The organism is Aneurinibacillus thermoaerophilus, from assembly GCF_019603355.1.
Lineage (GTDB): Bacteria > Bacillota > Bacilli > Aneurinibacillales > Aneurinibacillaceae > Aneurinibacillus > Aneurinibacillus thermoaerophilus.
The window spans coordinates 3,078,749-3,104,001 of the sequence record NZ_CP080764.1 but is presented as its reverse complement, the minus strand read 5'-3'; the positions used below and the strand labels follow the sequence as shown (position 1 = coordinate 3,104,001).

Here is a 25,253-nt window from a genome sequence, read left to right as displayed (position 1 = left end):
TTTGAGGAGGATGTAAAATGAAGCAACATATCGATCCGCGCGAGAAAAAGGACATGTCGTTTCTGGAGGACGTAGCTGAAGGTATGGATCGTATGATGGATGAAGGTGGCGGAGTCGTGGATGAAACATTGACGTTCGAAACGCCAGTTCAGCGCAATAATTTGGTCGATGTTGACCAATCTGAACAGAACGAACAGAGCTATGAATAGAAGGCAGGAAGAAAAGCTGCAATCTGGAAGGTTGCAGCTTGCTTTATGATTAGGTAAATATAACATTTAATTTACCTAATTAGTTTTGTATAATAAAAAAAGGTAAGCAATATACTATGCAGTGGGTGAGGAATTACTTGGAAAGGGATGATACCTGTGAGTATGACGATTATAAGTACAGCTATAGGATTGCTTATGGCAACGGTGGTGTTTATGATTCGTATGAGAGTGTCGAAAAAGCCGGCTTCGCTTAGGAAAATCATTTTACCGCCCTTTTTTATGAGCACAGGTTTCACAATGTTTTTGTATCCGCCCATGCATGTGCATATAAGCTATGCGTTGCTTGCGTTTTTCGTGGGAACGCTGTTGTCATACCCGTTAATTATGACATCACGATTTGAGGTAGTTGGTAATGACATTTATCTGAAGCGTTCCAAAGCGTTTATTTTTATTCTTTTCGGGTTGGTTGCGCTGCGGCTGGCGCTGAAGTCATATGTTGGTATGTATATAAGTGTAACGGAAACAGCCGGCCTATTCTTCATTCTAGCATTCGGTATGATTGTTCCGTGGCGTATCGCAATGTGCTTTGAATATTTGAGGTTACAACGGACATTGGATGAAGATAGTATCTTAACATAAAAAGCCGCTTGATTCGTAAGCGGTTTTTTATGTTGGAGAAAAGCAAGGGTGTTGATTAACCATCACAGTTGACTTGATAAATCGACATGGACATGCAAAATAATTTTTCGACTTTGAAAATATTTTGCACAAAATGAAAAATATTTTTGCGCACGGTTCATACCCATTTTCAGAGAAAAAACATTTGGATAAAAATAGAAAATGAATAATTTGTGAATAACATAAAAATTCCATCGGTATCATTTGTGAGCTTCATTTTGAAAAAGCAAAGAAGTAATAAGTATAATATAATTTTGTATTTTCCGAAAATATTTTTTCTTAATTTTTATTGTGAATAGTTATTCAGTTGGATTTGTTTTTAAGTCATTTTCTGTTTAGATAGAGAAAGGGCGAAAAAAAGTGGTATGTCTTTTGCTTTTTATATGGGCCATATAAAAGGTAAGCAACAAAGAAAGCGAGGAGCAGTATGGCGAGCTTTAATCACGAAAACAATCAATTACAGCGTTCAATGAAAAGCAGACATTTATTTATGATAGCCCTTGGCGGCGTTATCGGAACGGGATTGTTTCTCGGCTCAGGTTTTACCCTTAACCAGGCAGGACCGGGGGGAGCCGTGTTGGCTTATCTGGTTGGCGGTTTTGTTATGTATTTGGTTATGTTATGTTTAGGAGAACTTGCGGTAGCAATGCCTGTAGCGGGTTCGTTCCAGGATTATGCTACTCGTTTTATTGGGCCTGGAACCGGGTTCACGATCGGATGGATGTATTGGCTGGGCTGGGCGACAACAGTTGGACTTGAGCTTACGTCCTCAGGCATTTTGATGAAAAGGTGGTTTCCGGATGTTTCAGTATGGGTCTGGTGTGTAGTATTTGGTACGATGTTGTTTTTATTGAATGCGTTTTCTGCACGGAGTTTTGCGGAAACGGAATTTTGGTTTGCCGGTATTAAAGTGGTAGCGATTCTCATGTTTATCATTCTTGGTGGAGCCGCTATGTTTGGTTTGATTGATATGAAAGGAAGCGAAACGGCTCCTATGTTTAGCAACTTCTTTAGTGACGGTGGACTGTTTCCGCACGGGGTATTAGCTGTATTGTTAACCATGGTAACTGTCAACTTCTCGTTTCAGGGAACAGAATTAATCGGGATTGCCTCCGGCGAAAGTGAAAGTCCAGATAAAACGATTCCAAAAGCGATTAGAAATACGGTATGGCGTACGATTGTTTTCTTCGTAGCGGCAATCGTTGTACTTGCGGGGATTATTCCATGGAAAGAGGCGGGCGTTGTTGAAAGTCCATTCGTGGTTGTTTTTGACAAGATCGGAATTCCGTATGCGGCTGATCTGATGAATTTTGTCGTTTTAACAGCCTTGTTGTCTGTAGCGAATTCTGGATTGTATACGACGACGCGGATGCTTTGGGCTTTGTCGCGGAACGGTATGGCAAGTCCGGCGTTAGCAAGAGTGACAGCTAAAGGAATTCCGTTGAACGCGCTGATCATAAGCTTAGGGGTTGCGGGCTTGTCGCTTTTGACAAGCGTATTCGCGGAAGGAACTGTGTATAACTGGCTTCTTTCTATTTCCGGAATGACGGCCATTCTGGCTTGGATGGCAATCGCTGCTTCACAGTTCATCTTCAGAAAGCGTTTTCTTCAAGCTGGCGGGGATATTCGCGATCTGAAATTTCGAACGCCACTTTATCCGATAGTTCCTATCTTGGCGTTTTCTCTTAATGCGATTGCGCTGCTTAGTCTTATTTTTATTCCTGAACAGCGTATGGCGTTATATTGCGGTATTCCTTTTATGCTCCTTTGCTATCTTTATTACAATCTATGCGTAAAGAAAAAACTGCAGAAAAATGATGTGGATATGAAAGTGTATGAAGATAAAGATGTGGTTTCCATGTAAACATTGGAAGCATTTTTGATAATCAATACTAAGAATTAGGAAGCAGAAACGAATTTGCCCCTGCTTCCTTTTTATGTTCTAAATCGAATATTGACAAAAGACTGAAAAGTATAGTACGATTTGATTGTTATCACATATCAGATGACCTGATGGGAAAGGGTGTGGCTTGTAAGCGTTGTCAAAATTTAAAGTACGTAAAACGTATGAAGAGGTTGCTGACTATCTTAAAGAACAAATTATCTCTGGTAAGTATGAACCGGGGGCCAAACTCCCATCGCTCAGGGAGCTGGGGGAAACGCTCGGTGTTGGGCAATCCACAGTAAGAGAAGCCCTGAGTTCGCTCAAGACCCTTGGCTTAATTACAATGAAGCAGGGTGAAGGAACATTCGTTACCCGTCATGATCCCGAAGAAGTTATCTCTGCGTTTGAAGCGCTGAGACCGGCGACAAAGCAGGAAATTATTGAACTTTTAGAAGTGCGTAAAATCATCGAGAGCGGTACTGCGCGGCTGGCAGCGGAACGTCGGACGAAGGAAGATCTTAAGCGAATCGAGGAAGCGCTAGCTGAGATGGAGCAGGCGCTCGCGCAGGGAATACTCGGAGATGCTGCGGATTGGAAGTTTCACTATGCGGTAGTTCAGGCCTCGCACAATCAGACGCTTTCTACTATCATGATGTCGATTTCTGAGGCGATAGAGCGTTCGCTGTACGCAAGTCGTTTGGAATTGTATCGCACCAACGGTGTTCCAGAAAAGCTATACAAGGAACACGCAAGAATTTATGAAGCGATACGGGCGCAAAACAGTGCTGAGGCGGCCGAAGTGATGCTGTATCATCTGCGAGGAGTGGAGGAAAAGATGCTGGAATAGCTCTTTTCTTCTAAAGAATAAAGTCAGATGATATGATGTATTTTTCACCCTTACCTATCAGATCACCTGATTAATATAGAAAGATATATAAATAGGTACAAGCCGCCAAGGCTGACCATATAAAAACAAAATTAAGGGTAGAAGAGGTGTAACGAATGCAGACATGGACACAAGTGTATGCGCCGCTGGGAAGTCTCGGATTGTCAGCGGTCGTGGCAGTTATTCCGATCGTATTTTTCTTCCTTGCATTGTCTGTCTTCCGCATGAAGGGACATACTGTGGGCGTGCTTACCGTGCTGATTTCCCTTGTTATTGCAATTGTGGTTTACAAGATGCCAGTTTCTATGGCGTTGGCTGCCGCAGGATATGGTTTTGCTTACGGGTTATGGCCTATCGCATGGATAATTGTAACCGCTGTCTTTTTGTACAAATTAACCGTAAAGACCGGACAATTTGATATCATTCGGGCATCGGTTCTTTCAATTACGAAAGACCAGCGCTTACAAATGTTGCTTGTCGGGTTTTCGTTCGGCGCATTTTTGGAAGGGGCGGCTGGATTTGGAGCGCCTGTAGCAATTACCGCTGCGTTGCTCGTTGGGCTTGGGTTTAATCCCTTGTATGCCGCAGGATTATGCTTGATTGCCAATACGGCGCCAGTAGCGTTTGGCGCGATGGGGATTCCGATTACAGTTGCCGGCCAGGTGACGAGTATTGACGCTTTTCAAATCGGTCAGGTAGCGGGCCGGCAGTTACCGTTCTTATCTGTTATTGTTCCGTTTTGGATCGTTATCATTATGGATGGTTTGCGTGGTGTGCGTGAAACGTGGCCAGCCATACTTGTGGCGGGAGGTTCATTTGCAATTACTCAATATTTCACGGCAAATTTTATCGGTCCGGAACTTCCGGACATCACTTCCGCTCTGGTGAGCCTTGTATCGCTTTCGCTGTTTTTAAAAGTATGGCAGCCCAAACGTGTTTTTCGTTTTGATAAAGCAGGCATAGCTGCTGACGAATTTGCGGCGACGAGTGTTGAAAAGGGGTACACATCCGGTCAAATATTTAAAGCGTGGTCCCCGTTCATTATTTTGACGATTATGGTAACCGTCTGGAGTTTAAAACCGTTTAAAGATTTATTCGGCAAAGGCGGCCCGTTGGAAGCTTTAGTATTCAAAATAAACGTACCTTATTTAGATAAGTTGGTCATTAAGGCTGAACCGATTGTAACGAAGTCGGTACCATATGAAGCGGTGTTCAAATTCGATATTTTGTCGGCAACCGGCACATCCATTTTATTTGCAGCCCTGATTACAATGTTTGTGCTGAGGATGAAGCCGAGCGAAGGATGGGCCACGTTTAAAGAAACACTGTCCGAGTTAAAAAAGCCGATTTTCTCTATTGGTATGGTGCTAGCATTTGCATTTGTTGCCAATTATTCCGGGCTCTCTTCCACGCTTGCCCTCGTATTGGCGACCACGGGCAGCGTGTTCCCGTTCTTTTCGCCATTTCTTGGCTGGCTTGGAGTATTCCTTACTGGTTCTGACACGTCCAGTAATGCGTTATTCTGTAGTTTGCAGAATGTAACCGCACAGCAAATCGGCGTGAATGAGACGCTTTTGGTGGCGGCGAATACAACGGGCGGTGTAACAGGAAAGATGATTTCACCGCAGTCGATCGCGGTCGCATGCGCCGCGGTAGGATTAGTTGGGAAAGAGTCTGATTTGTTCCGCTTTACGGTTAAACATAGTTTGTTGTTTGTCGTGATTATAGGAGTGATTACTTATGTCCAAGCCTACTATCTGACCTGGATGCTTCCGTAATCATCAGGTATGTCTTCTTTTGATGCGCATATATAGAGGGGACGAAGGAAATGCATTTGTCAATAGTCTAGGGTTAGACCGGGGCTCCCTCCCAGTCTAACCCGTTTTTTATGTTTTGTTTACACGTTTTCGACCTGTTCTTCCTGTTCAAACCGCTCCATTTTTTTGGCTTCGGTGTCGGTTAATTTTACGATGGTAAAGCCAGTTATTGCAAAAATTATAGAAATAATCGGAACTACATAGTTAATAATTGCATATGGAGCGTAAGCGAACGAGTGAACGCCTAATGTGGAAAGGATAAATACTCCACATGTATTCCATGGTACAAAGGGTGATGTCAGCGTACCACCGTCTTCGAGCGCGCGCGACAGGTTTTTCGGATGCAGCTTTTTCTCACGGTATACTTTCGCATACATACGGCCTGGCACGACAAGCGAAATATACTGTTCTGCCGCTACTATGTTCGTGAAGAAAGAAGAAAGAACGGTGGTTACGACCAATTGTTTTCCTGTTTTCGCGATAAGTAGAATTTTGTCGACAATTGATTTTAGCATGCCTGTTTTTTCGAGTACGCCACCAAACATCATGGCCACGATCGTAAGTGATACGGTGTACATCATCGCTTCGATGCCGCCGCGGTTGAACAGTTCGTTGATTAATTTATTTTCAGACTTAATGGTAAATCCTTTATACAGTGTGTTAACCGCTTCGTTAACGCTACCACCCTGCACGAAAATGTGGGCAAAGAAACCGAGAATGATGCCGACGATAAGGGCTGGAAGCGCCGGGACTCTGCGGGCGACGAGCAGAATAACGACCAGTGGGATGAAAAGCAGCCATGGGCTAATGACGAACTGGTTTTGTAGTTCAGACATGATGCTTATAATTTCCTGACTGTTCATAGAAGTGGAAGCAAACTGGCGCCCTAGAAACCAGTAAGCGATAAGTGCGATAAGTAAGCCAGGAATCGTCGAATAGAGCATATGGCGAATATGTTCGAACAAGTTGGAACCGGAAATACCGGATGCGAGGTTCGTAGTATCCGACAGTGGCGACATTTTATCGCCGAAATAAGAGCCTGAGATAATAGCACCCGCCACCATTGGGGCCGGAATCCCCATGCTAATACCAATTCCCATGCCTGCAACCCCGATCGTTCCCATCGTAGACCAGGAACTTCCGATAGCTAAAGAAACGATCGCCGTAATGAGTGTAATAGACACAAGGAAGAAGGACGGTGTAATTAATTTTAGTCCGTAATATACCATAGTTGCCACCACGCCACCGCCAATCCATGCGCCGATAATGACACCTACCATTATGATAATAACGATTGCAGGAAGTGCAAGACGAATACCGTGATAGATACCGCTTTCAATTTCTTCCCATTTATGTCCAAGACGCCATGCGATAAAAGCGGATACAACAGCACCCAAAATAAGCGGAATATGAGGACTGCCTTCAAACTTGATAATGGTTACAGCCATAGAGCCAATCATAACGAGCAGAGGAATAATAGCTAGTCCGAATGGAATGTCCCGTTGTTGAATATTGTTCAAATTGAAGCCCCCCTTTGTTTAACTTTTCATTTTGTTGTTTATTTATTCTATTGTTGCAAAATTAGTGCCATATTATAGATGCCCTTTTATATTTTTCTTTTTGTTTTGTCATCTTCTTTTTTCTTATCTCCGCTTCCTTTTTTCTTACCGCAAAATAAATCGTAAACCATCAAGTCAGATATATAGATAGTGCTAATTAATTTTGCAATTGCAAAAAATATCATATGAATTTGTTGAAAATTTTGCTTTTTGTTATTAAATGGAAAGGAAAGTTGGTTGTATGCATATTCGCAATAAGAAAAATCTAATTGGAGCATACTATGGGGTGTTTGATGAAAAACAGACGGATGGAGTGAAGCGAAATGAATCAGTGCTTGCAGGCGATTCGTGATTATAAGGAAAGCGTTGGCGTTTTTCAGCAGATGAGCCCGGAGTTTACGCAAGCTTATAATGAATTCACAGGGGTGTCGTTTGCGGAAGGAAGCCTTTCACAGAAGGAGAAGCAATTGATTGCGCTAGGGGTTAGCCTAGCTTCTCAAGATGAATATTGTATTTTGTATCATACAATGGAGGCACTGCATAAAGGCGCGACGGAACAGGAAATTTACGAGGCGCTTCAGGTAACCGCTGCGCTAAGGGGAGGGGCGGCGTTTTCCCAGCTTTCTCTTGTGCGACGTGCGCTCGCGGTGTTTAAAGATCAAATGCAGTAAGAAAACTTTTTTATGATCTGGAGATAGATGGTAAAGGATAATCAGAGAAGCGATGAAGGAGGCACGGCATATGGCTCAGGATAATAAAGGGGAAGAAATAAAGAAAGAAGGAACGCTGGGGGATGTAAAAGCGTGGGATCCGCTTGATACTCCACAAATTGCTGAATCGTATGAAGCGCAGCGTCGCTTGGGTCGGGGCGCGGAAATGCCGGGATTGTACGAAGCGGATAAAGCGAAGACTCCGGATGGCGAAGAAGAAAGGACAAAGGACGAGCGTATAGCATCTCTTCAACAAAATATCGAATGGATGAAACGGTGTATTGCCGAGAGAGAGGAAAAATAAAAACAGCCGTCCGGGTTACATCCGGCGGCTATTTTTATTACAGATGTTCGCAAAGAATTCGAACAAACGCTTCGAGTCCTCGTTGATCGATTTCGTCAAAGCGGTTTTTCTCCGGACTGTCGATATCGAGAACGCCGATTAATTGGCCGTCCTTGATCATTGGTACAACAATTTCAGACTGGGAGGCGGCGTCGCAAGCGATGTGACCCGGAAATTTATTTACGTCTTCTACGCATAGCGTTTGGCGTTCGCTGGCGGCTGTGCCGCATACGCCTTTGCCGAGCGGGATGCGTACGCAGGCCGGCAGCCCTTGAAAAGGCCCTAACACAAGTTCATTTTCCTCATATAAATAAAAACCGACCCAGTTAATACGCTTGAGAAACTGATTCAATAGGGCGGCCGCGTTCGCCAGATTAGCGATACGGTTGGGTTCATTTTCGATGAGCGCTTTAAGTTGCTTGCCGACTAGCTCGTAATTTTGTTCGCGGGATGCTTCATACTTTCCTGCTTTAAACATCTCTTTCGCCCTTTCTTTACATTTATGATGGTTTTGTTTTTTCATGATACATGACAGGTAGTTTTTTGACAAATTCAAATTGATGAAGATAAATAAAATCGCAAAAATATTTTGCGTATATAGTGCTAATTTATTTTGCTGCAAAATATTTTTAATAATGGCTGATAGGATTTTATTACAAAATGAGTGGAACTACGCTTTCATGAATTTGGCATGTAAATTGCATAAATACGTAATTAATGATATAGAAAATGAATGTTAACAGGAGGTTGTTCCGATGATTCCATATCGTCCTGAACCGTTTACCAATTTCGCTGATGAACAGAATATGAAAGCGATTAACAAAGCGCTGGAGAAAGTATCGGCTGAGCTTGGCCGCGACTATCCGCTCGTGATCGGCGGCGAGGAAATCATGACCGAAGACAAAATCGTATCGATAAACCCGTCCGCCAAACATGAGGTAATTGGCCGCGTAGCCGCTGCCGATCAGGCGCTGGCCGATAAAGCGATGAACGCAGCATGGGAAACGTTCAAAACATGGTCTCGCGTTCCGGCCGAAGAACGTGCGGGGTATCTTTTCAAAGCCGCAGCCATCCTGCGCCGCAGAAAGCATGAATTCTCCGCCTGGTTGATGCTCGAAGCCGGCAAAAGCCGCGCGGAGGCGGACGCTGATACAGCGGAAGCGATCGATTTTATGGAATACTATGGCCGACAAATGATCGAACTGCAAGACCGTGGCCGTCAGACGCTCGTCCATCTTCCGGGCGAAGACAACCATCTGGACTACATTCCGCTTGGCGTTGGCTTTATTATTCCGCCGTGGAACTTTGCGCTGGCGATTGTGGTAGGAATGACAACGTCCGCGATTGTAACAGGAAATACCGTGATCCTGAAGCCGGCCAGCCAAACGCCTGTGATTGCTTATAAGTTTTATGAACTGCTGGTGGAAGCCGGTCTTCCGGCGGGCGTGGTCAACTTCCTGCCAGGCCGTCCGGAAGTGATTGGTGATTACCTGGTTGACCACCCGAAAACACGCTTCATTAGCTTTACGGGTTCTCGCGCGGTGGGCCTGCGCATTCATGAACGTTCGTCTAAAGTGAAGCCGGGTCAAATCTGGATGAAGCGCCTTGTTGCCGAAATGGGCGGAAAAGACGCCATCATCGTCGACAAAGACGCCGACCTGGAGCTGGCGGCACAAAACATTGTGGCGTCTGCATTTGGTTTTTCTGGCCAGAAGTGTTCCGCATGCTCGCGTGCGATTGTGCATGAGGATGTATATGAGACCGTGTTAAACCGTGTGGTGGAAATCACGAAAGGTCTGAAGGTGGGCGATGTCCGCGATGCATCCAATTACACGGGCCCGGTGATCGATGAGAAAGCGTTCAACAAAGTGATGGAATACGTGGAAATTGGCAAGCAAGAAGGCCGGCTGGTGCTGGGCGGCAAGCCGGCGGGGGATGAAGGGTACTTCATCGAGCCGACCATCTTCGCGGATGTGGCTCCGAACGCGCGGATCATGCAGGAAGAAATTTTCGGCCCGTTTGTGGCGTTCACAAAAGTGCGCGACTTCGACCATGCGCTGGAAGTGGCGAACAATACGGAATACGGTCTGACGGGTTCGGTGTTCACCCGCAACCGTGAACATATGGCGCGGGCGCGTGCTGAGTTCCATGTGGGCAACCTGTACATTAACCGTAAATGCACAGGCGCGATCGTTGGCGTGCATCCGTTCGGTGGCTTCAATATGTCCGGTACGGATTCCAAGGCGGGCGGCCCGGACTACCTGTTGCAGTTCACGCAGCCGAAGCTTATTTCTGAAGTATTGTAATTTTTATTATAGAGGGGAGAATAACCATGAACGGTGCGACTTCTATGAGCAAAACACAAAGCATTATCGAAAAAACCGAGAAATACGGTGCTAATAACTATCATCCGCTACCGATCGTTATTTCTAAAGCGGAAGGCGTATGGGTAGAAGATCCGGAAGGCAACAAATATATGGATATGTTGAGCGCTTATTCGGCGCTCAACCAAGGCCATCGTCATCCGAAAATTATTCAGGCGCTCAAGGAACAGGCGGATAAAGTTACGCTTACTTCCCGTGCATTTCATAATGACAAACTGGGCGAGTTCTACGAAAAGCTTTCCAAGCTGACCGGAAAAGACATGATTCTGCCGATGAATACAGGCGCGGAAGCGGTAGAAACAGCAATTAAAGCAGTGCGCCGCTGGGCATACGATGTAAAGAAAATCCCGGAAAACAAGGCGGAAATTATTGTATGTGAAGGCAACTTCCATGGTCGTACGACGACCATTACGTCTTTCTCTTCCGATGAAAGCTATAAGCGTGGATTCGGGCCGTTTACGCCAGGCTTCAAAATCATTCCGTACGGTGACATCGAGGCATTAAAACAAGCGATTACGCCTAATACGGCCGCATTCCTTACGGAGCCGATTCAAGGCGAAGCGGGTATCGTGATGCCGCCAGAAGGTTTCCTAAAGCAAGCACGTGAAATTTGTAAGCAAAATAACGTACTTTTTGTAGCAGACGAAATTCAAACCGGATTTGGTCGTACAGGTAAACTGTTCGCTTGCGAATGGGAAGATGTAAAGCCGGACATGTATATTATGGGGAAAGCGCTTGGCGGCGGTGTGTTCCCGATTTCTGCTGTGGCTGCGGATAAAGAAATTCTCGGCGTCTTCGAACCGGGTTCTCACGGCTCCACGTTTGGCGGAAATCCGCTGGGCTGCGCCGTGGCCATCGCAGCGCTTGAAGTATTGGAAGAAGAAAACCTTGTGCAGCGTTCGCTGGAAATGGGCGAATACTTTAAAGAGAAATTATTGCAAATTGAAAATCCAATCATCAAAGAAGTACGCGGCCGTGGTCTGTTTATTGGCGTAGAGCTGACAGAGAAAGCCCGTCCATATTGCGAAGCGTTGAAAGATCTTGGTCTGCTGTGTAAAGAAACGCATGAAACAACGATTCGCTTTGCGCCTCCGCTCATTATTTCTAAAGAGGATTTGGATTGGGCAATCGCGAGAATCTATCAAGTATTGAAAAAATAAACAAACCGGTGTATGCTGTTTGTAAATGTGTATAGGACGCAATAGGTGCCCCATTTTCGGGGAGAATAGGGAAGAAAACACGCGGGCCCGCCACTGTAGCCGGGGAGCCGCTGACAGTCACTGGGCGATTCGTCTGGGAAGGCTGTTGGCACATGGTATTGATCCGGGAGCCAGGAGACCTGCCTATTGCAGCGGACTACTCGAGGAACAGGTAGCATTGAACCGGATGTGGCAAGTCCAGGTCTTCTTTGACCTGGGCTTTTTTATTCATCATGGTGACCAGCGCTTTGTTTTCCTGCGTCCTTACCATTTTCTTGAAACGGTAGAGAAAAGGATGGGGATGAGAAGGTGAAACAAACAACCAAGATTACGCTCGCGGACATATTGAGTCGTATCGTCCAGCCGGATGAAAAGATGATGGGAGCGGTGCAAAAAAAAGTGGATAACTTAACCAAACCGCCAGGAAGTTTGGGAGTCTTGGAGGAAATGGTGATCCGCTTGGCTGGCATTCAACGGACAGAAGCGCCGACGTTGCGTAAAAAAGCGGTGGTAGTCATGTGCGGCGATCATGGTGTGGTCGAAGAAGGAGTGAGCGCGTTTCCGCCGGAGGTAACCGGATTGATGATGGATAACTTTGCGCGGGGAGGTGCTGCGATTAATGTGTTCTCGCGCCGGATGGGAGCGGAGGTGATCGTCGTCGATGTTGGAAGCAAGGCGAAAACATCTCCGGGCGTGAGAGCAGAAAAAGTAAGGGCAGGCACGAACAACATGGCGCAGGGGGCAGCAATGAGCCGGGAGGAAGCCGTAGCCGCCATTGAAGTCGGCATCCGGATCGCTGTGGAACTGGCCAGAGAGGGGTATCAGGCGGTGGCCTTAGGCGATATGGGAATCGGAAATACAACCCCGAGCACTGCTTTGACAGCTGCCGTAACCGGCCGTTCTGTAACTGAGCTGACAGGCAAAGGGACAGGCATTGATGAAGAGAAGCGGAAGGTCAAGGAGGCTATTATTGAGCGGGCACTTCATATAAATGGAATTGAAAAGAATTGGCGTGCCAAACTGGAGCCGATTGATGTGCTGGCGCGGGTCGGCGGGCTGGAAATTGCCGGATTGGTGGGATTGACTTTAGGGGCTGCAGCCAATCGAATGGCTGTTCTTGTCGATGGGGTGATCGCGGGCGCAGCCGCACTGATTGCGTATGAAATATGCCCGGCTGTGCTCCCGTATCTATTCGCATCGCATCTATCAGAAGAACCAGCCCATCGGGCGGCGCTTGAATATTTGGAACTGACTCCAGCGTTATATTTGCGCATGCGTTTAGGCGAAGGCTCAGGTGCAGTGCTTTTGTTCCCATTGCTGGAAGCATCGCTTGCTATGTTGAATGAAATGGCAACGTTTGCTGATTTAGGCTTATAAGAATCAACAACCCCCGCTGTCCTCCACAGCGGGGGTTTTATCCAGGAGAATGAACGTATCAGTAAGTCGGACGATTGACTTTTATGCTGGAAGCTTTATACTACCTAGGCAGAATCCCTCGCCTTCAATAGCGGGGGTAAAAGCAAAGGTGAAGGAGAGAACATATGAAAACAAACAGAAGAAATGTAACAATCGCAATGTTGGTTGCAACATTTCTGGCCGCTATTGAAGTGACGATCGTCAGTACTGCGATACCTAGAATCGTAAGTGATTTAGGGGGGATTACGCTTACGAGTTGGGTGTTTGCGGTATATTTGCTGACAACGTCCGTTACAACTCCGATTTACGGCAAGCTGGCAGATTTATTCGGGCGCAAAGTTATTTTTACGATTGGTACCGCCTTCTTTTTACTTGGTTCGATGCTATGTGGATTGGCGCAGTCGATGGAGCAACTGATTTTATTCCGCGCTATTCAGGGGATTGGAGCCGGGGCGGTACTGCCGGTGACGTTCACGATTATCGGTGATATTTATTCATTTGAAGAGCGAGCCAAAATTCAGGGATGGTTTAGCTCAATTTGGGGAATTTCCGGCATTGTTGGGCCGCTGGTGGGCGGATTTTTCGTTGATGTTTTATCGTGGCACTGGATTTTCTTTATTAATGTGCCGTTTGGCATTGTGGCTGTTATTATGTTGTGGCTATATTTGCATGAATCGTTCGAGAAAAAGAAACAACATATCGACTATGCGGGCGCAGTTACGTTTACCATCGGGATGTCAGCGTTGTTGTACGCATTCTTGACCGGCGGGCAGCAGTATGCCTGGACGTCTTCGGTTATTTTTGTTCTATTTATGACCGCGGCCTTGTTCCTGGCTGTATTCGTGTGGATTGAGATCAGGTCGCCGGAACCGATGCTGCCGCTGCAACTGTTGACCATCCGCAGTATTTCCGTTTCCAATCTGGTCTCTTTCATTATTAGCGCCGTGTTGATTGCGATAAACGCCTATTTACCGATGTGGATTCAAGGTGTATATGGAGAAGGAGCAACCAGTTCAGGATTGGCATTAACTCCGATGTCCATCGGTTGGCCGCTGGGTGCGATCTTGAGCGGACGTTTGATGCTTCGTATCGGTACACGCAATACGTCATTGCTGGGACTTGCCATCCTTATCTTTGCTTCGCTCTGGCTTGCGTCCGTCGGGATGGATACGTCACAGTTTGCGCTTATCGCGATTATGTTTTTTGCAGGACTTGGATTTGGCCTTTCGGTTACCGTGTTTACCGTTGTTGTTCAATCTTCAGTGAATTGGAGTTTACGTGGTGCGGCCACTGCCTCCAATTCGTTCGTCCGCACGCTCGGACAAACGTTTGGCATCGCGGTGTTCGGCACATTGTTTAATGCGGCGCTGGATCGCTATACGAAAGGGCACGGGTTAGCGGCCGGGACGGATATGAACCAATTGTTTAATCCGGAAGCAGTGCAGATGATTCCGGCGCAGATGCTTGACATCATGCGGGAAGGGTTGGCGTATGGGCTGCACCATGTGTTTGTTGTGTTGTGTGTATTAGCGGTGGCTTCCTTGCTTGTCGGGTTCTGGTTGCCGCGCAAAAATCCTGAACCTGACTCTGTTCGTACGCAATCATAAGGAGGAATCGTAGATGAAAGCGATCATGCTGCAGGGAACTTCATCTGATGTTGGCAAAAGCGTGTTATGCACCGCGCTTTGCCGCATCTTTTATGAGGACGGCTGGAAAGTGGCGCCTTTTAAATCACAAAATATGGCTTTAAATTCTTACATTACGCGCGATGGCAAAGAGATTGGACGGGCGCAGGGCGTGCAGGCGGAAGCGTGCCGGATCGAAGCGACGGCTGACATGAATCCGATTCTTCTGAAGCCCAAGAAAGACATGATTGCCGAAGTGATCGTGCGGGGCGAGCACTACGCGGACATGGGCGCAGCTGCGTATCGGGAAGATTATGTGCCCAGGGCGCTGCCTATTCTGCGCGAATCGCTTGACCGGCTTGCAGCGGAATATGAGGTGCTTGTTATCGAAGGTGCAGGCAGCCCGGCGGAAATTAATTTGAAAGATCGAGATATTGCCAATATGAAAGTAGCGGAACTGGCCGATGCGCCGGTTTTGTTGGTGGCGGATATCGATCGGGGCGGTGTGTTCGCTTCGCTGGTCGGCACGCTTTCGCTACTGGATGAATCGGAACGGGCGCGGGTAAAAGGGTTTATCATCAATAAATTTCGCGGAAAATTCTCTCTATTGAAACCTGGATTGGATTGGCTGGAGGAATATACGGGTATTCCGGTGCTTGGCGTGATTCCGTACGCCGATACAGGTATTGAAGCGGAAGATTCGCTTGCGCTGTCGAATTTAAAGCTGAAAAAGCGGGATGAAACCGGCGAATCGCTTGATGTGGCATTTATCCGTTTGCCGCGCATTTCTAATTTCACAGATCTTGATCCGCTATATGATGAACCGGGAGTGAGAGTGCGTTTGATTGGTTCAGCGGCGGAATGGAATCACCCGGACATTGTGATTTTGCCAGGAACAAAAAATACGACGGATGACTTGCTCTGGCTTAAGCAAACAGGACTTGCTGATTTAATCTGCGAAGCAGCACAAAGCGGAACCCATGTAGTCGGAATTTGCGGCGGGTATCAAATGCTTGGCAAAAAGCTGTTTGATCCGGACCGAGTGGAGTCGAACCATCTGGAAAGCGAAGGGCTTGGGCTTTTGCCGATTCATACGACATTCCGCGCGGGAAAACGAACGGTACGTGTTCATGGAAACGTTGCAGGCGCATCTTTCGCCTCCGGTCAGACGGTAGAAGGATATGAAATCCATCTCGGTCGGACAGAAAGGGAAGCGGGAGGACGGCCTTTGTTGCAAATTGCGGACGGGCATATGGATGGTGCGATTAGCGATGACGAAAGGGTGTGGGGGACATATTTACACGGTGTGTTTCACAACCGCGCGTTTACAAGGGCATGGCTTAACGACATTCGGATGCGCAAAGGCATGAAGCTGGTCGACACCGAAGTGCAAACCGAATCGGAGCGAAGGGAGGGGAGCTATGCGGCGCTGGCTGCGCTTGTGCGTCAACATCTGGATATGAAAAAATTGTACGAAATCATGAATCTTTCGCTTCCGGTCAAATAAGTGGAACAAGGAGGTGTGGCGGATGGCCGACCGTTCATATCCTGTATTATTGAAACTAAAGGACAAACCGTGCGTTATTGTGGGCGGCGGCAACGTAGCGGAGCGCAAAGTGCTGGCTCTGCTTGAGGCGGCCGCTGCCGTAACGGTGGTAAGTCCTACAGTAACTTGGACCCTAAAAGAGCTGGCGGAATCCGGGCGCATTGTCTGGTGTGCGAAAACATTTGAGCCTTCTGATATTGCGGGTGCATTCCTTGTATTCGCCGCGACAAACCAGCCGGAGATTAATCTGGCTGTATATAGGGCGCTGGGGCCGGGACAGCTGATTACGATCGCAGACAGACCTGATTTGAGCATGTTTACTGTACCGGCGCAGCTAAGGCGTGGACGTTTACTTCTGGCCGCAGCTACAGAAGGGGCAAGTCCAGGGCTCGCGTCCAAAATCATTGGGGAGTTGACGGAAACATACGATGAAGCGTATGAACTGTATACCGATTTTCTTGCTGAGAGCCGTGCGGTTATTTTGCAACAAGTAGAGCAACCGTCCGTGCGTCAGCGATTGTTCAAACGGCTTTTGGATGAACAATTCCTGCGCGATGCAAGGGAAGGAGATGCGGCTGCTCTCTGGCGTAGATTTAAAGAAATTATGGCAATAGAAAGTCGGAAGGTTTGAAGAAAGGGAAGGGGAGAGAGTATGTTTACAGAGCAGGAGAAAAAGGCCGTATATAAAGTGATCGAAACACGCCGTGACGTTCGCTCGTTTCTACCGGATCCTTTACCGGAAGACGCGGTGCGACGAATTTTGGAGGCGGCGCACCACGGGCCGTCCGTTGGCTTTATGCAGCCGTGGAATTATATCCTGATTACGTCTCCCACAGTGAAAGCGCGTCTGGCTTGGGCGGTGGAAAAAGAACGGAAAGCCCTTGCTATTCATTATGAAGGGGAGCGGGCTGAGAAATTTCTTAAGCTGAAAGTGGAGGGGTTACAGGAAGCGCCGCTTACCATCTGTGTTACGTGTGATCCGACGCGAGGTGGCTCCCATGTACTTGGTCGCAATTCCATTCCGGAGACGGACATCATGTCCACGGCGTGTGCCATTCAGAACATGTGGCTTGCTTCATGCGCCGAAGGGATCGCAATGGGCTGGGTAAGCTTCTACAAAAAAAATGATGTTCGTGATATTCTTGGCATTCCACCGCACATAGAACCGGTGGCACTTCTATCGCTGGGCTATACAGAACAGTATCCGGAAGCTCCCATTTTGGAAACAGAGAAATGGGAGAAAAGACTAGATCTTGATACGTTAATCTATCACAATCAATGGGGGAATACGTAATGGCTCAACCGGATAAAAAACGCGGACTTGTGCTTGTTTATACGGGAGATGGGAAAGGGAAGACAACAGCGGCGCTCGGCTTGGCGGTTCGGGCGGCGGGACGCGGCAAACGGGTACTGGTGATTCAGTTTATCAAATCGCCGGAGCGAACATATGGCGAGAAAATTATATTTGACAAGCTCGGTATTGAGATGTATCAGAAAGGCGTTGGCTTTACGTGGCTAAAGACACCTGAAGAACACCGGGAAGCGTTAAAATCAGCCTGGGCGTTCACGAAAGAAAAAGTGATGAACGGCAAATATGATGTCGTGATCTTGGACGAGTTAAATAACGCGCTCGCTATTCATACGTTTCCTATTGATGATGTATTGCCGCTTGCAGAAGTTCTGGAACTTATGGAGAAGCGGCCGTACGGCATGCACATGGTGATTACCGGCCGGAACGCGAAACCAGAAGTGCTAGACAAAGCCGATTTAGTCACTGAAATGAAGCCGATCAAGCATTACTATGATGAAGGGATTCCGGCCGTACAGGGGATTGAGTTTTGATGGCGTACCTTGAACAGTTTGGGCACGGCGGCGATTTGCTGACAGCCTCCGCTTTGTTTGGAGTAACTCCGGAGAAGTTGCTGGACTTTAGTGCCAATATTAACCCGCTTGGCCCCCCGCCCGTCGTATTGGAAGCAGTGGAGCGTGAGATGCAAAATATTGTTCATTATCCTGATCCGGCGCATCGCTTGTTCATGCGAGCGCTTGCGGAAAAGTATCAAGTGACGGAAGAAATGTTGCTCGCAGGCAATGGGGCAGCCGAATGCATGGCGCTTCTGCTGCTTTCGCTTGCACCGAAGACGGTCGGTGTGATTTATCCTTCGTTTGTTGAGTATGAGCAGTTGGCCCGCCGGTTTGGCGCTTCGGTTATCGGTTGCACTGGCAGGGAGGAACAGGGTTTTTTGCCTTCACTGGAGGATTTACGTTCGTTGCTGAAGGCGGTGGATGTGCTATTTATCGGGCATCCAAACAATCCGACAGGACTGATGTATGGAAAAGAAGAGCTGCATCAGTTAGCGATCTGGGCAGAAGAAAGTGGAACCTATCTGGCGATCGATGAAGCGTTTATTGACTTCTTGCCTGAAGGGGCCCAACCCACGCTTCTCCCGGAACTACAGGCGTATCCGCATGTCATCTTGCTGCGGTCGCTGACCAAGTTTTACGCGATTCCTGGTTTGCGCCTGGGATTTGCAGTTGCCCATCCTGCGGTTATTCAGCGGATGCGGGAGAAGCAAGTTCCTTGGAGCGTGAACCGTTTGGCGCTAGCTGCGGGTGAAGCGTGCTGTCGGACAGGCGCATATGAAAGTGAAACGCGCGCGCTTATTGCTAGAGAGCGCCAGTATCTAAGCGAAAATCTTGCGAAGCGGTTTGGTTTTTATGTGTGGCCAGGGCAAGCAAATTTTCTGTTGGTTCGTTTGCCTGAAACGATGACGGCGCAGGTATTGCAGCAAAAGTTGGGCCAGCGCGGCATCCTCATTCGCAGCTGTGCGATGTATCCGGGACTGACGCCGCATGATTTCCGAGTTGCCGTGCGTGATCGCAAAGACAATGCTCGGTTGCTTGCGGCACTTACAGAAGTTCTGGATAAAAGGGGGAGAGGATTTTGAGCATCGTGTTTGTTACCGGAGGCGTTCGCTCTGGCAAAAGTGCGTTCGCGGAGCAGCTGGCTAAAGAGAAGGATGTGTCCGTACTATACGTTGCGACAGGCGTTGCCACCGACAAAGAAATGGAACAGCGGATTGCCTTGCACCGTGAACGTCGACCTGCTTCATGGGAAGTGGCCGAACGTCCGTATGACGCCGATGCTTTTGTTTCTGAGTATAGCGGTTATGAGGTCGTGCTTTTCGATTGTGTATCCACATGGCTCAGCAATTTGCTGCTTACGTTTCCGGAGGGGCGCTGGCGTGATGGGGCTGCGACAGAAGAAATCAAAGGGAAGATTGAGCGCTGGCTTTCTGGTGTGCGTCAATACCAGGGAACGATGATCGTTGTCTCGAGTGAAGCCGGTCTGGGAGGTGTGGCAATGTCGCGGTTAGGCCGGTGGTTTCAAGATATGCTGGGTTGGGCCAATCAGCGGATTGCTGCGGAAGCGGACGAGGTATACGCTGTTATATCCGGTATTCCGTGCAAGATTAAGGGGGAGCGGATATGAACGCTTTTTTTCATGCAGTCGCTTTTTTGACGCGCATTCCGGTTCCGAGACTGACGGATGATATGAAAGATTGGCAGCGTAGCGTCGCGTTTTATCCGGCGGTTGGCTTGCTTTTGGGAATATTGTTGTGCGGAGCGGCGTTTGTTGCTTTCTGGCTATTGCCCGTCCCGGTGGCCGCTGTCATCGTATTGGCCGGCTGGGTCTATAGCACAGGCGCTTTGCATTTGGACGGATGGATGGATTTGGCGGACGGGTTAGGTAGTTACCGTGACAGAGAAAGGGTTTTTGCTATTATGAAAGACAGCCGCGTCGGTGCGATGGGAGTGACAGCCGCGATTCTTTTATTTATGGTGAAGGTGGCGGCGCTTTATGAGATTATCGCTTCGGGGTTACTTGTCTGGTTGATTCTTCCGCCGTTGTTGGCGCGTACTGGGCTTACGGCCGCCATTTGGTTCTGGCCGTACATAACTGAAAAAGGATTGGGTACAGGCCTGCGCGGCGGGCTTACCGAATGGCGGGTCGCCGCTGGTTTTCTACTGGCTGTCGGTTTTGCTTTCGCGTTGTATGGCATAGCCGGATTGCTCGTGTCTTTTGTTGTGGCAGTATGTGACTGGCTGTTTTTGCGCATGGTGGCGCGAAGGCTTGGAGGTCTTACGGGCGATTGCTACGGAGCCCAGGTGGAATGGGCGGAAGCGGTGACTCTCGTATGCATTGTCATCGCCGGGAGGTTTTGCGCATGAGATGGATTTGGGTACGGCATGGCGAAACGCAGGAAAATCGGGAGCGTCGTTATCTTGGCCATTACGATGCTCCGCTGACCGCGCGCGGACGAAGGCAGGCGGAAGTTGTGGCCGAGAGGCTCAGCGGGGAACGAATTGATTTTATTTATACGAGCGATTTGCTGCGGTGCCGGGAAACGGCCGAGGTTATCGCGCGCGTTCACGGTCTCTATCCATTTGTTGCTAAAGAATTGCGCGAATTAGATTTTGGAAAGTGGGATCGGAAGACGTACGAAGAGATTATGCAAAGGGATAAACAATTGGCTAAAGAATGGTATAATGATCCGTATACTATTACACCTCCTGAAGGTGAAAGTTTACAGGAGCTCGGAAAACGGGTAGATCGCTGGCTGTTAGCCTTACAAGAGCGGATGCATCCGAGGGAAATCGCGGTGCTGGTAAGCCATGGTGGTCCGATTCGCTGGTTTCTTGCCACTTGGATCATGGAAACCCCGGCTTGTTTCTGGTCTGTGAAAAATCTCGGCCCCGGCGAATTTTTTATCGCTGAGAAGTGTGGACAAACCTGGATTGCACGATCATTATAGAAAGAAAACAGAAAAGATAGACGGATGGGAAAAGAGGAGAAAATCATGAAAGCTATTACAGGCACAGCATGTCACACATTTGGCGAGTTGCTGCAGGGACAGAGAGAAGGCGTCCCTTTTCTCGTTTCCTTGCCGATTGAAAGCTATGTAAACGCAACATTTTATCCGGCTACTTCAGGTGAGTTGATGACTTCGCCGCAAAAAGTCAAAGTATATCGCGTTTTGCGGCGCTTGATGAATGAATGCAAGATTTCGCTTCATGGAACATTGTTATTGGAGAAAACGCTGCCTGAGAGCAAAGGATTCGCCACAAGTACGGCTGATATGGTAGCGGCTTGTCGGGCGGTATCCAAAGCATATAAGCTGTGTCTTTTGCCTCAGCATATTTCTTCATTACTTGTGCAAATTGAACCGACTGATGGGATTATGTACGACGAAGTGGTTGCCTATCAACATCATCATGGCCGGGTGATTACGAGCTTGGGATATCTTCCTCCGCTGCGGATTATTGGCGTGGACCGCGGTGGGAAGGTGGATACTGTATCGTTTAACAAGCGCTTGGCTGTATATACGTGCCAGGAAGAAAAAGAATATGATAGGCTTTTGCAGAAACTTCAGGAAGCTTTTCGTGAGGGGGATAGCGAGCTTATCGGATATGTGGCGACGCGCAGCGCAGAAATGCACCAAAAACGTCTCGCGCATCCGGACTTTGAAGAATTGAAAGCGCTTTGCCGTGAAGCGGGCGGCCTTGGCGTAGTGGTGGCACACAGCGGAACACTTGCTGGAATTCTGCTGGATGCGAGTTCTTCCTCGTGTGAAAGAAAGGTAGATATGTTGCAGAAGAAAATGAAAGGCTGGCCCCGTACCGTTTATACGTTTTCCGTCGCAAGAAGCCAGAAGGGGATTGTGGTATGAGCCAGCCGTTTCGTTCTTCCGTATCGTACGTATCTTCCATATGGACTGATATTTCGCTTGAATATAAGGAAGATCATATTCTTTTGCGATCTTTTGAACCGCTCACTGTGCTGAGCAGTGCGCTCTGGGGGGGAGGGCTGTCAAAGGCCACCCATTTTGTAAACTGGAAAGTACCGCTTACATACCGCTGTGAAGATCCGGCGCAGATGACGCAGAACCAATTGGTGGCGTGGGGGTATCCCCCGGAATCGACAATCGGCTTGCAGACCGCAGCCAAGTTGACCCATGCCGCGGTGACGGAAGAAGAAGGAGACCGTTTCCGGATGATTTGCTGTGCTACGGCAGGAACAAGTAACGGTGCGCGTGCGGGGAAAGCACGCCGCACGTTTTCCGCCTATCAGTGCGGCACGATTAATATTTTTTTACTGTTGGACGCGCATTTGACGTCTGCCGCCATGGTAAACAGCATTATTACGGCTACGGAAGCCAAAGCAGCCGCTTTGCAGGATTTGGGTATAATCGATGAGCAAGGGAATATTGCGACCGGAACAACGACCGATTCGGTCGTGTTTGCTGTAAGTCAGAATATACGGTACGGGGCGCCGCATCAGTTTGCCGGTACGGCGACAACGATAGGTAATACCGTGGGTCGGCTTGTGTATCAGGCTGTATACGAAGCGATTGCAACACAGGAGGAACCTTGATGCTGGCGCGTGCGTTAGTTCTGCTTGCCGCCTATATTATCGACCGCATTGTTGGCGATCCGCGTTGGTTGACTCATCCGGTCGTATATATGGGCCGCGTAATTGTTTGGCTGGAAAATTATATCCGTCGTCTGTTTCCACGGGAAGAACAGTTGAAGCAGGCGGGTGTTTTGTTTCCGGTTGTGCTTGTCGGCGGTAGCTTTTTGCTCATCTGGATGCTGCTTGAATTGCTACGCTTGGTTCATCCATGGCTGGCGTGGGCGGTGGAGGCATGGTTGATTTCGACGACGATCGCCACCAAAGGGCTGGCGGAAGCAGGAATGGGAATTTATCGCTTGCTGAAAGAAGATAAAATCAAGGAAGCGCGAAAGGCGCTTGCAATGGTGGTAGGACGGGACACACATTCCTTAAACGAGCGGGAGATTTCGCGAGGAGCGGTGGAAACAGTGGCTGAAAATATTGTGGACGCCATTTTGTCCCCGTTATTTTACGCTGCTATTGGAGGAGCACAGCTCGCCATGGCGTACCGTGCGGCCAATACACTTGATTCGATGGTTGGATATAAAAACGAAAAATACTACAATCTCGGGTGGGCGTCGGCTCGTTTCGACGATATCGCCAATTATATCCCGGCCCGGCTCGCAGCTCTTACGCTTATATTGGTTAGTTGGGTGCTGCGCCTGAACTGGCGGAAGTGCGCGGTCGTCATTTTGCGTGATGCGAGGCTCCACCCGAGTTTGAATAGCGGTTTTACGGAAGCGGGTGTTGCCGGTGCGCTCGGCATTCAGCTCGGAGGAACAAACTATTACCAGGGTGTTCCTTCGCATCGGGCGAAAATGGGTGATCCTGAACGTCCGATTGCTCCGGAAGATATAAAAGAAACGGTCGCCATCATGCATTGGACAGCGTTTTTCTTTTTGCTTGCTTGTCTGGGTAGCATACTGTTCGTCGCGTTGTTGTATAGTATATAGCAGCCCCTTCTTTTTTCGACGATGTATAGTATTATAGAAACCATATGACAATTTATTCGTACTATGATCATACACAAAAAGTCGCCTGTTTTATTCAGCGACTTTTTCGTTGTTTTGACGTCCAATTATTTATAGAAGAGGTTTTATATACATCGCTTTTGGCATTCAGCCCAACACTAAAACATATCCTTGACAAGATTGATTATATTGTGCGCATGGGGGAATCAAGATGCGGATACTCTTGTTTTACTTTTCAAGTTAAGCATTGAGTTTGGTGTAGACTCTATCATAAGTTGTATCTATATTGGGAGGAAGAAGCGGTGAACAACAAGGACGAAATTTTACAGCGGACGCGCGATTCAGTCAATGAGCGTGGGGGGGCAACTGTCTATCGGTTGCCATATGCGGAGAAAGAGCCTGAGCAAAAGGGGCGCTTCCGTCTGAAGTTCCCTTTGTTGCAGTGGCTGAATAAGTGGAAGAAGATCGTAGCTTTTTTTGTTCTCGGTTGTATAATTATCGGAAGCGGCATTTGGGCGGGAAGCGGGATGTTTGGCGCTTCGCGGGTTACTAGCCAAACGGTAGTGCAGGAAATTCAGGAGCTATCATATTTAACTACGGCGGAAGTGGTGATGATGACGACCCTGGAAGGAGAGGACGTTTATCGGTTTTATAACATAGAACTTCCGGGTACAAAGCGCTTTTTCCACATTGACGTCCCGGCTAAGATATTGGTTGGCATCGATTTGAAAAAGGTTACACCGTCCGACATCAGAATTGACGAGACGAACAAACAGATTACGATCACTTTGCCGCGGGCGGATTTTCTACAGGCTCCAAATATTGACATCAATAAGGTGAAAGTATTTACGGATGAAGGGATTTTCCGGGAAAAGATGACGCCCGAAGAGCAGCGGGAATTCTTGATTCGGGCACAGGATAAACTTCGTCAGGAGGCGGTAGGTAGCGGCGTGCTGCGAACGGCAGAAGACAGAGCGGTGCGCGTGTTGCAGCAGATTTACAAGCCGGTGGGCTATCAGGTGAATGTAGCGTTTAAATAAAGGTATGTTTCATAAATCATAGATTGTTGAAGAATACGTCTCTCTGGCACTTTATATATAAATATAGCCTGATATATTGCTATCTTTTGTGGTTTGAGGGAAGAGTGAAGAAGCAAGAAAATGTATATAGAAATATTAAAAAACTTGAAATCACGAATACAAATCAGAAATAATAAAGATAGCAAATGCGGGTAAAGAGAGGTGGAACGATGGATATAATAAATGAGATGTTTCATTCGCCAAATGATTTATTCTCGTTGGGCCTTGATCCGTTTGAGTTTATGATTTATGTGTTCCTGTTGCAAATCGTACAGCGAAGTGAAGGCAAATGGATGCCGTCCATCCGTAAAATTGCCGCGATGTGCAATATGAACAAGAACACGGTAGAAAGAAAAATTAAGAGTTTAGAAGAAAAGAAGCTTATTAAAATTCATAAATACCAGAATAAGAATCGGTACGAAATTTTGCCAATAGAAAATATACAGCAGGATAAGATGGGCGACTATTCGCTTGCACGATAAAAAGCGCAAA

At 47.7% G+C, this 25,253-nt stretch carries 26 protein-coding genes and 1 riboswitch; of the genes, 24 read left to right on the top strand and 2 right to left on the bottom strand.

Annotated features, from left to right (window positions below; all coding sequences use genetic code 11):
• Positions 1-17 precede the first annotated feature (17 nt).
• The 5 genes from K3F53_RS16055 (at position 18) to lldP (ending at position 5,436) form a co-directional block, all read left to right on the top strand.
• Positions 18-209: a hypothetical protein gene (locus tag K3F53_RS16055; RefSeq protein ID WP_057897654.1), complete on the top strand. Its 192-nt coding sequence runs from the start codon at positions 18-20 to the stop codon at positions 207-209.
• A 162-nt stretch (positions 210-371) separates the two neighbouring features.
• Positions 372-848: a CcdC family protein gene (locus K3F53_RS16050; RefSeq protein ID WP_236781954.1), complete on the top strand. Its 477-nt coding sequence runs from the start codon at positions 372-374 to the stop codon at positions 846-848.
• Between the two features lie 466 nt (positions 849-1,314).
• A complete protein-coding gene (locus tag K3F53_RS16045) occupies positions 1,315-2,751 on the top strand; it encodes an amino acid permease (RefSeq protein WP_220559115.1) in 1,437 nt (478 codons plus the stop codon).
• 175 nt (positions 2,752-2,926) lie between these two features.
• On the top strand, positions 2,927-3,619 hold the full coding sequence (locus K3F53_RS16040) for a FadR/GntR family transcriptional regulator (RefSeq protein ID WP_057897657.1): 693 nt from the start codon (positions 2,927-2,929) through the stop codon (positions 3,617-3,619).
• Positions 3,620-3,774: 155 nt separating this feature from the next.
• A complete protein-coding gene (lldP, locus tag K3F53_RS16035) occupies positions 3,775-5,436 on the top strand; it encodes an L-lactate permease (RefSeq protein WP_057897658.1) in 1,662 nt (553 codons plus the stop codon).
• A gap of 119 nt (positions 5,437-5,555) precedes the next feature.
• Here the strand turns inward: lldP and nhaC are convergent, their stop codons facing one another.
• A complete protein-coding gene (gene nhaC / locus K3F53_RS16030; protein WP_057900222.1) occupies positions 5,556-6,986 on the bottom strand; it encodes a Na+/H+ antiporter NhaC in 1,431 nt (476 codons plus the stop codon).
• A gap of 371 nt (positions 6,987-7,357) precedes the next feature.
• Here nhaC and K3F53_RS16025 point away from each other — a divergent pair, with 371 nt between their 5' ends.
• Together K3F53_RS16025 and K3F53_RS16020 are read left to right on the top strand one after the other, a co-directional pair.
• Positions 7,358-7,705 (top strand): carboxymuconolactone decarboxylase family protein, encoded by a 348-nt coding sequence (locus K3F53_RS16025; RefSeq protein ID WP_057897659.1) that lies wholly within the window; start codon positions 7,358-7,360, stop codon positions 7,703-7,705.
• Between the two features lie 70 nt (positions 7,706-7,775).
• Positions 7,776-8,048, top strand: a complete 273-nt coding sequence (locus K3F53_RS16020) for a hypothetical protein (protein WP_057897660.1) — start codon at positions 7,776-7,778, stop codon at positions 8,046-8,048.
• Positions 8,049-8,085: 37 nt separating this feature from the next.
• Here K3F53_RS16020 and K3F53_RS16015 read toward each other — a convergent pair whose 3' ends face one another.
• On the bottom strand, positions 8,086-8,565 hold the full coding sequence (locus K3F53_RS16015; RefSeq protein ID WP_220559114.1) for a GAF domain-containing protein: 480 nt from the start codon (positions 8,563-8,565) through the stop codon (positions 8,086-8,088).
• Between the two features lie 277 nt (positions 8,566-8,842).
• On the opposite strand from K3F53_RS16015, the gene pruA reads away from it, so the two are divergent.
• The 17 genes from pruA (at position 8,843) to K3F53_RS15930 (ending at position 25,243) form a co-directional block, all read left to right on the top strand.
• On the top strand, positions 8,843-10,393 hold the full coding sequence (gene pruA / locus K3F53_RS16010; protein WP_057897662.1) for an L-glutamate gamma-semialdehyde dehydrogenase: 1,551 nt from the start codon (positions 8,843-8,845) through the stop codon (positions 10,391-10,393).
• A 44-nt stretch (positions 10,394-10,437) separates the two neighbouring features.
• Complete coding sequence (locus K3F53_RS16005) at positions 10,438-11,631, top strand: ornithine--oxo-acid transaminase (RefSeq protein ID WP_057900223.1); 1,194 nt, start codon at positions 10,438-10,440, stop codon at positions 11,629-11,631.
• A 26-nt stretch (positions 11,632-11,657) separates the two neighbouring features.
• Positions 11,658-11,832: riboswitch (cobalamin riboswitch) on the top strand.
• Between the two features lie 147 nt (positions 11,833-11,979).
• Positions 11,980-13,047 (top strand): nicotinate-nucleotide--dimethylbenzimidazole phosphoribosyltransferase, encoded by a 1,068-nt coding sequence (cobT, locus tag K3F53_RS16000; protein ID WP_246615652.1) that lies wholly within the window; start codon positions 11,980-11,982, stop codon positions 13,045-13,047.
• A 164-nt stretch (positions 13,048-13,211) separates the two neighbouring features.
• Positions 13,212-14,693 carry an MDR family MFS transporter gene (locus K3F53_RS15995; protein WP_057897664.1) on the top strand — a complete coding sequence of 494 codons (1,482 nt, stop codon included), beginning with the start codon at positions 13,212-13,214 and terminating at the stop codon, positions 14,691-14,693.
• A gap of 13 nt (positions 14,694-14,706) precedes the next feature.
• Positions 14,707-16,218, top strand: a complete 1,512-nt coding sequence (locus tag K3F53_RS15990) for a cobyric acid synthase (RefSeq protein ID WP_220559113.1) — start codon at positions 14,707-14,709, stop codon at positions 16,216-16,218.
• A gap of 22 nt (positions 16,219-16,240) precedes the next feature.
• Positions 16,241-16,888 carry a precorrin-2 dehydrogenase/sirohydrochlorin ferrochelatase family protein gene (locus K3F53_RS15985; protein WP_057897666.1) on the top strand — a complete coding sequence of 216 codons (648 nt, stop codon included), beginning with the start codon at positions 16,241-16,243 and terminating at the stop codon, positions 16,886-16,888.
• A 21-nt stretch (positions 16,889-16,909) separates the two neighbouring features.
• Complete coding sequence (bluB, locus tag K3F53_RS15980) at positions 16,910-17,551, top strand: 5,6-dimethylbenzimidazole synthase (protein WP_057897667.1); 642 nt, start codon at positions 16,910-16,912, stop codon at positions 17,549-17,551.
• On the top strand, positions 17,551-18,099 hold the full coding sequence (cobO, locus tag K3F53_RS15975) for a cob(I)yrinic acid a,c-diamide adenosyltransferase (RefSeq protein ID WP_057897668.1): 549 nt from the start codon (positions 17,551-17,553) through the stop codon (positions 18,097-18,099). Before bluB ends, cobO begins: the two co-directional genes overlap by 1 nt.
• On the top strand, positions 18,099-19,205 hold the full coding sequence (gene cobD, locus K3F53_RS15970) for a threonine-phosphate decarboxylase CobD (protein WP_220561067.1): 1,107 nt from the start codon (positions 18,099-18,101) through the stop codon (positions 19,203-19,205). Before cobO ends, cobD begins: the two co-directional genes overlap by 1 nt.
• Positions 19,202-19,750 carry a bifunctional adenosylcobinamide kinase/adenosylcobinamide-phosphate guanylyltransferase gene (gene cobU, locus K3F53_RS15965; RefSeq protein ID WP_220559112.1) on the top strand — a complete coding sequence of 183 codons (549 nt, stop codon included), beginning with the start codon at positions 19,202-19,204 and terminating at the stop codon, positions 19,748-19,750. The genes cobD and cobU overlap by 4 nt, the downstream gene beginning before the upstream one ends.
• Positions 19,747-20,490 (top strand): adenosylcobinamide-GDP ribazoletransferase, encoded by a 744-nt coding sequence (cobS, locus tag K3F53_RS15960; RefSeq protein WP_220559111.1) that lies wholly within the window; start codon positions 19,747-19,749, stop codon positions 20,488-20,490. The genes cobU and cobS overlap by 4 nt, the downstream gene beginning before the upstream one ends.
• Positions 20,487-21,074 (top strand): histidine phosphatase family protein, encoded by a 588-nt coding sequence (locus K3F53_RS15955; RefSeq protein WP_057897672.1) that lies wholly within the window; start codon positions 20,487-20,489, stop codon positions 21,072-21,074. Before cobS ends, K3F53_RS15955 begins: the two co-directional genes overlap by 4 nt.
• 45 nt (positions 21,075-21,119) lie before the next feature.
• Entirely contained in the window at positions 21,120-21,989 is an 870-nt protein-coding gene (locus tag K3F53_RS15950) for a GHMP family kinase ATP-binding protein (protein WP_057897673.1), read from the top strand.
• The gene (locus tag K3F53_RS15945; protein WP_057897674.1) at positions 21,986-22,693 is read left to right on the top strand and encodes an adenosylcobinamide amidohydrolase; all 708 of its coding nucleotides are present in this window, start codon (positions 21,986-21,988) and stop codon (positions 22,691-22,693) included. Before K3F53_RS15950 ends, K3F53_RS15945 begins: the two co-directional genes overlap by 4 nt.
• Before the next feature lie 2 nt (positions 22,694-22,695).
• Positions 22,696-23,664 carry an adenosylcobinamide-phosphate synthase CbiB gene (gene cbiB / locus K3F53_RS15940; protein WP_408863349.1) on the top strand — a complete coding sequence of 323 codons (969 nt, stop codon included), beginning with the start codon at positions 22,696-22,698 and terminating at the stop codon, positions 23,662-23,664.
• A 320-nt stretch (positions 23,665-23,984) separates the two neighbouring features.
• Complete coding sequence (locus tag K3F53_RS15935; RefSeq protein ID WP_220559109.1) at positions 23,985-24,722, top strand: DUF4230 domain-containing protein; 738 nt, start codon at positions 23,985-23,987, stop codon at positions 24,720-24,722.
• Positions 24,723-24,931: 209 nt separating this feature from the next.
• A complete protein-coding gene (locus tag K3F53_RS15930) occupies positions 24,932-25,243 on the top strand; it encodes a helix-turn-helix domain-containing protein (protein ID WP_057897677.1) in 312 nt (103 codons plus the stop codon).
• Positions 25,244-25,253: the final 10 nt, after the last annotated feature.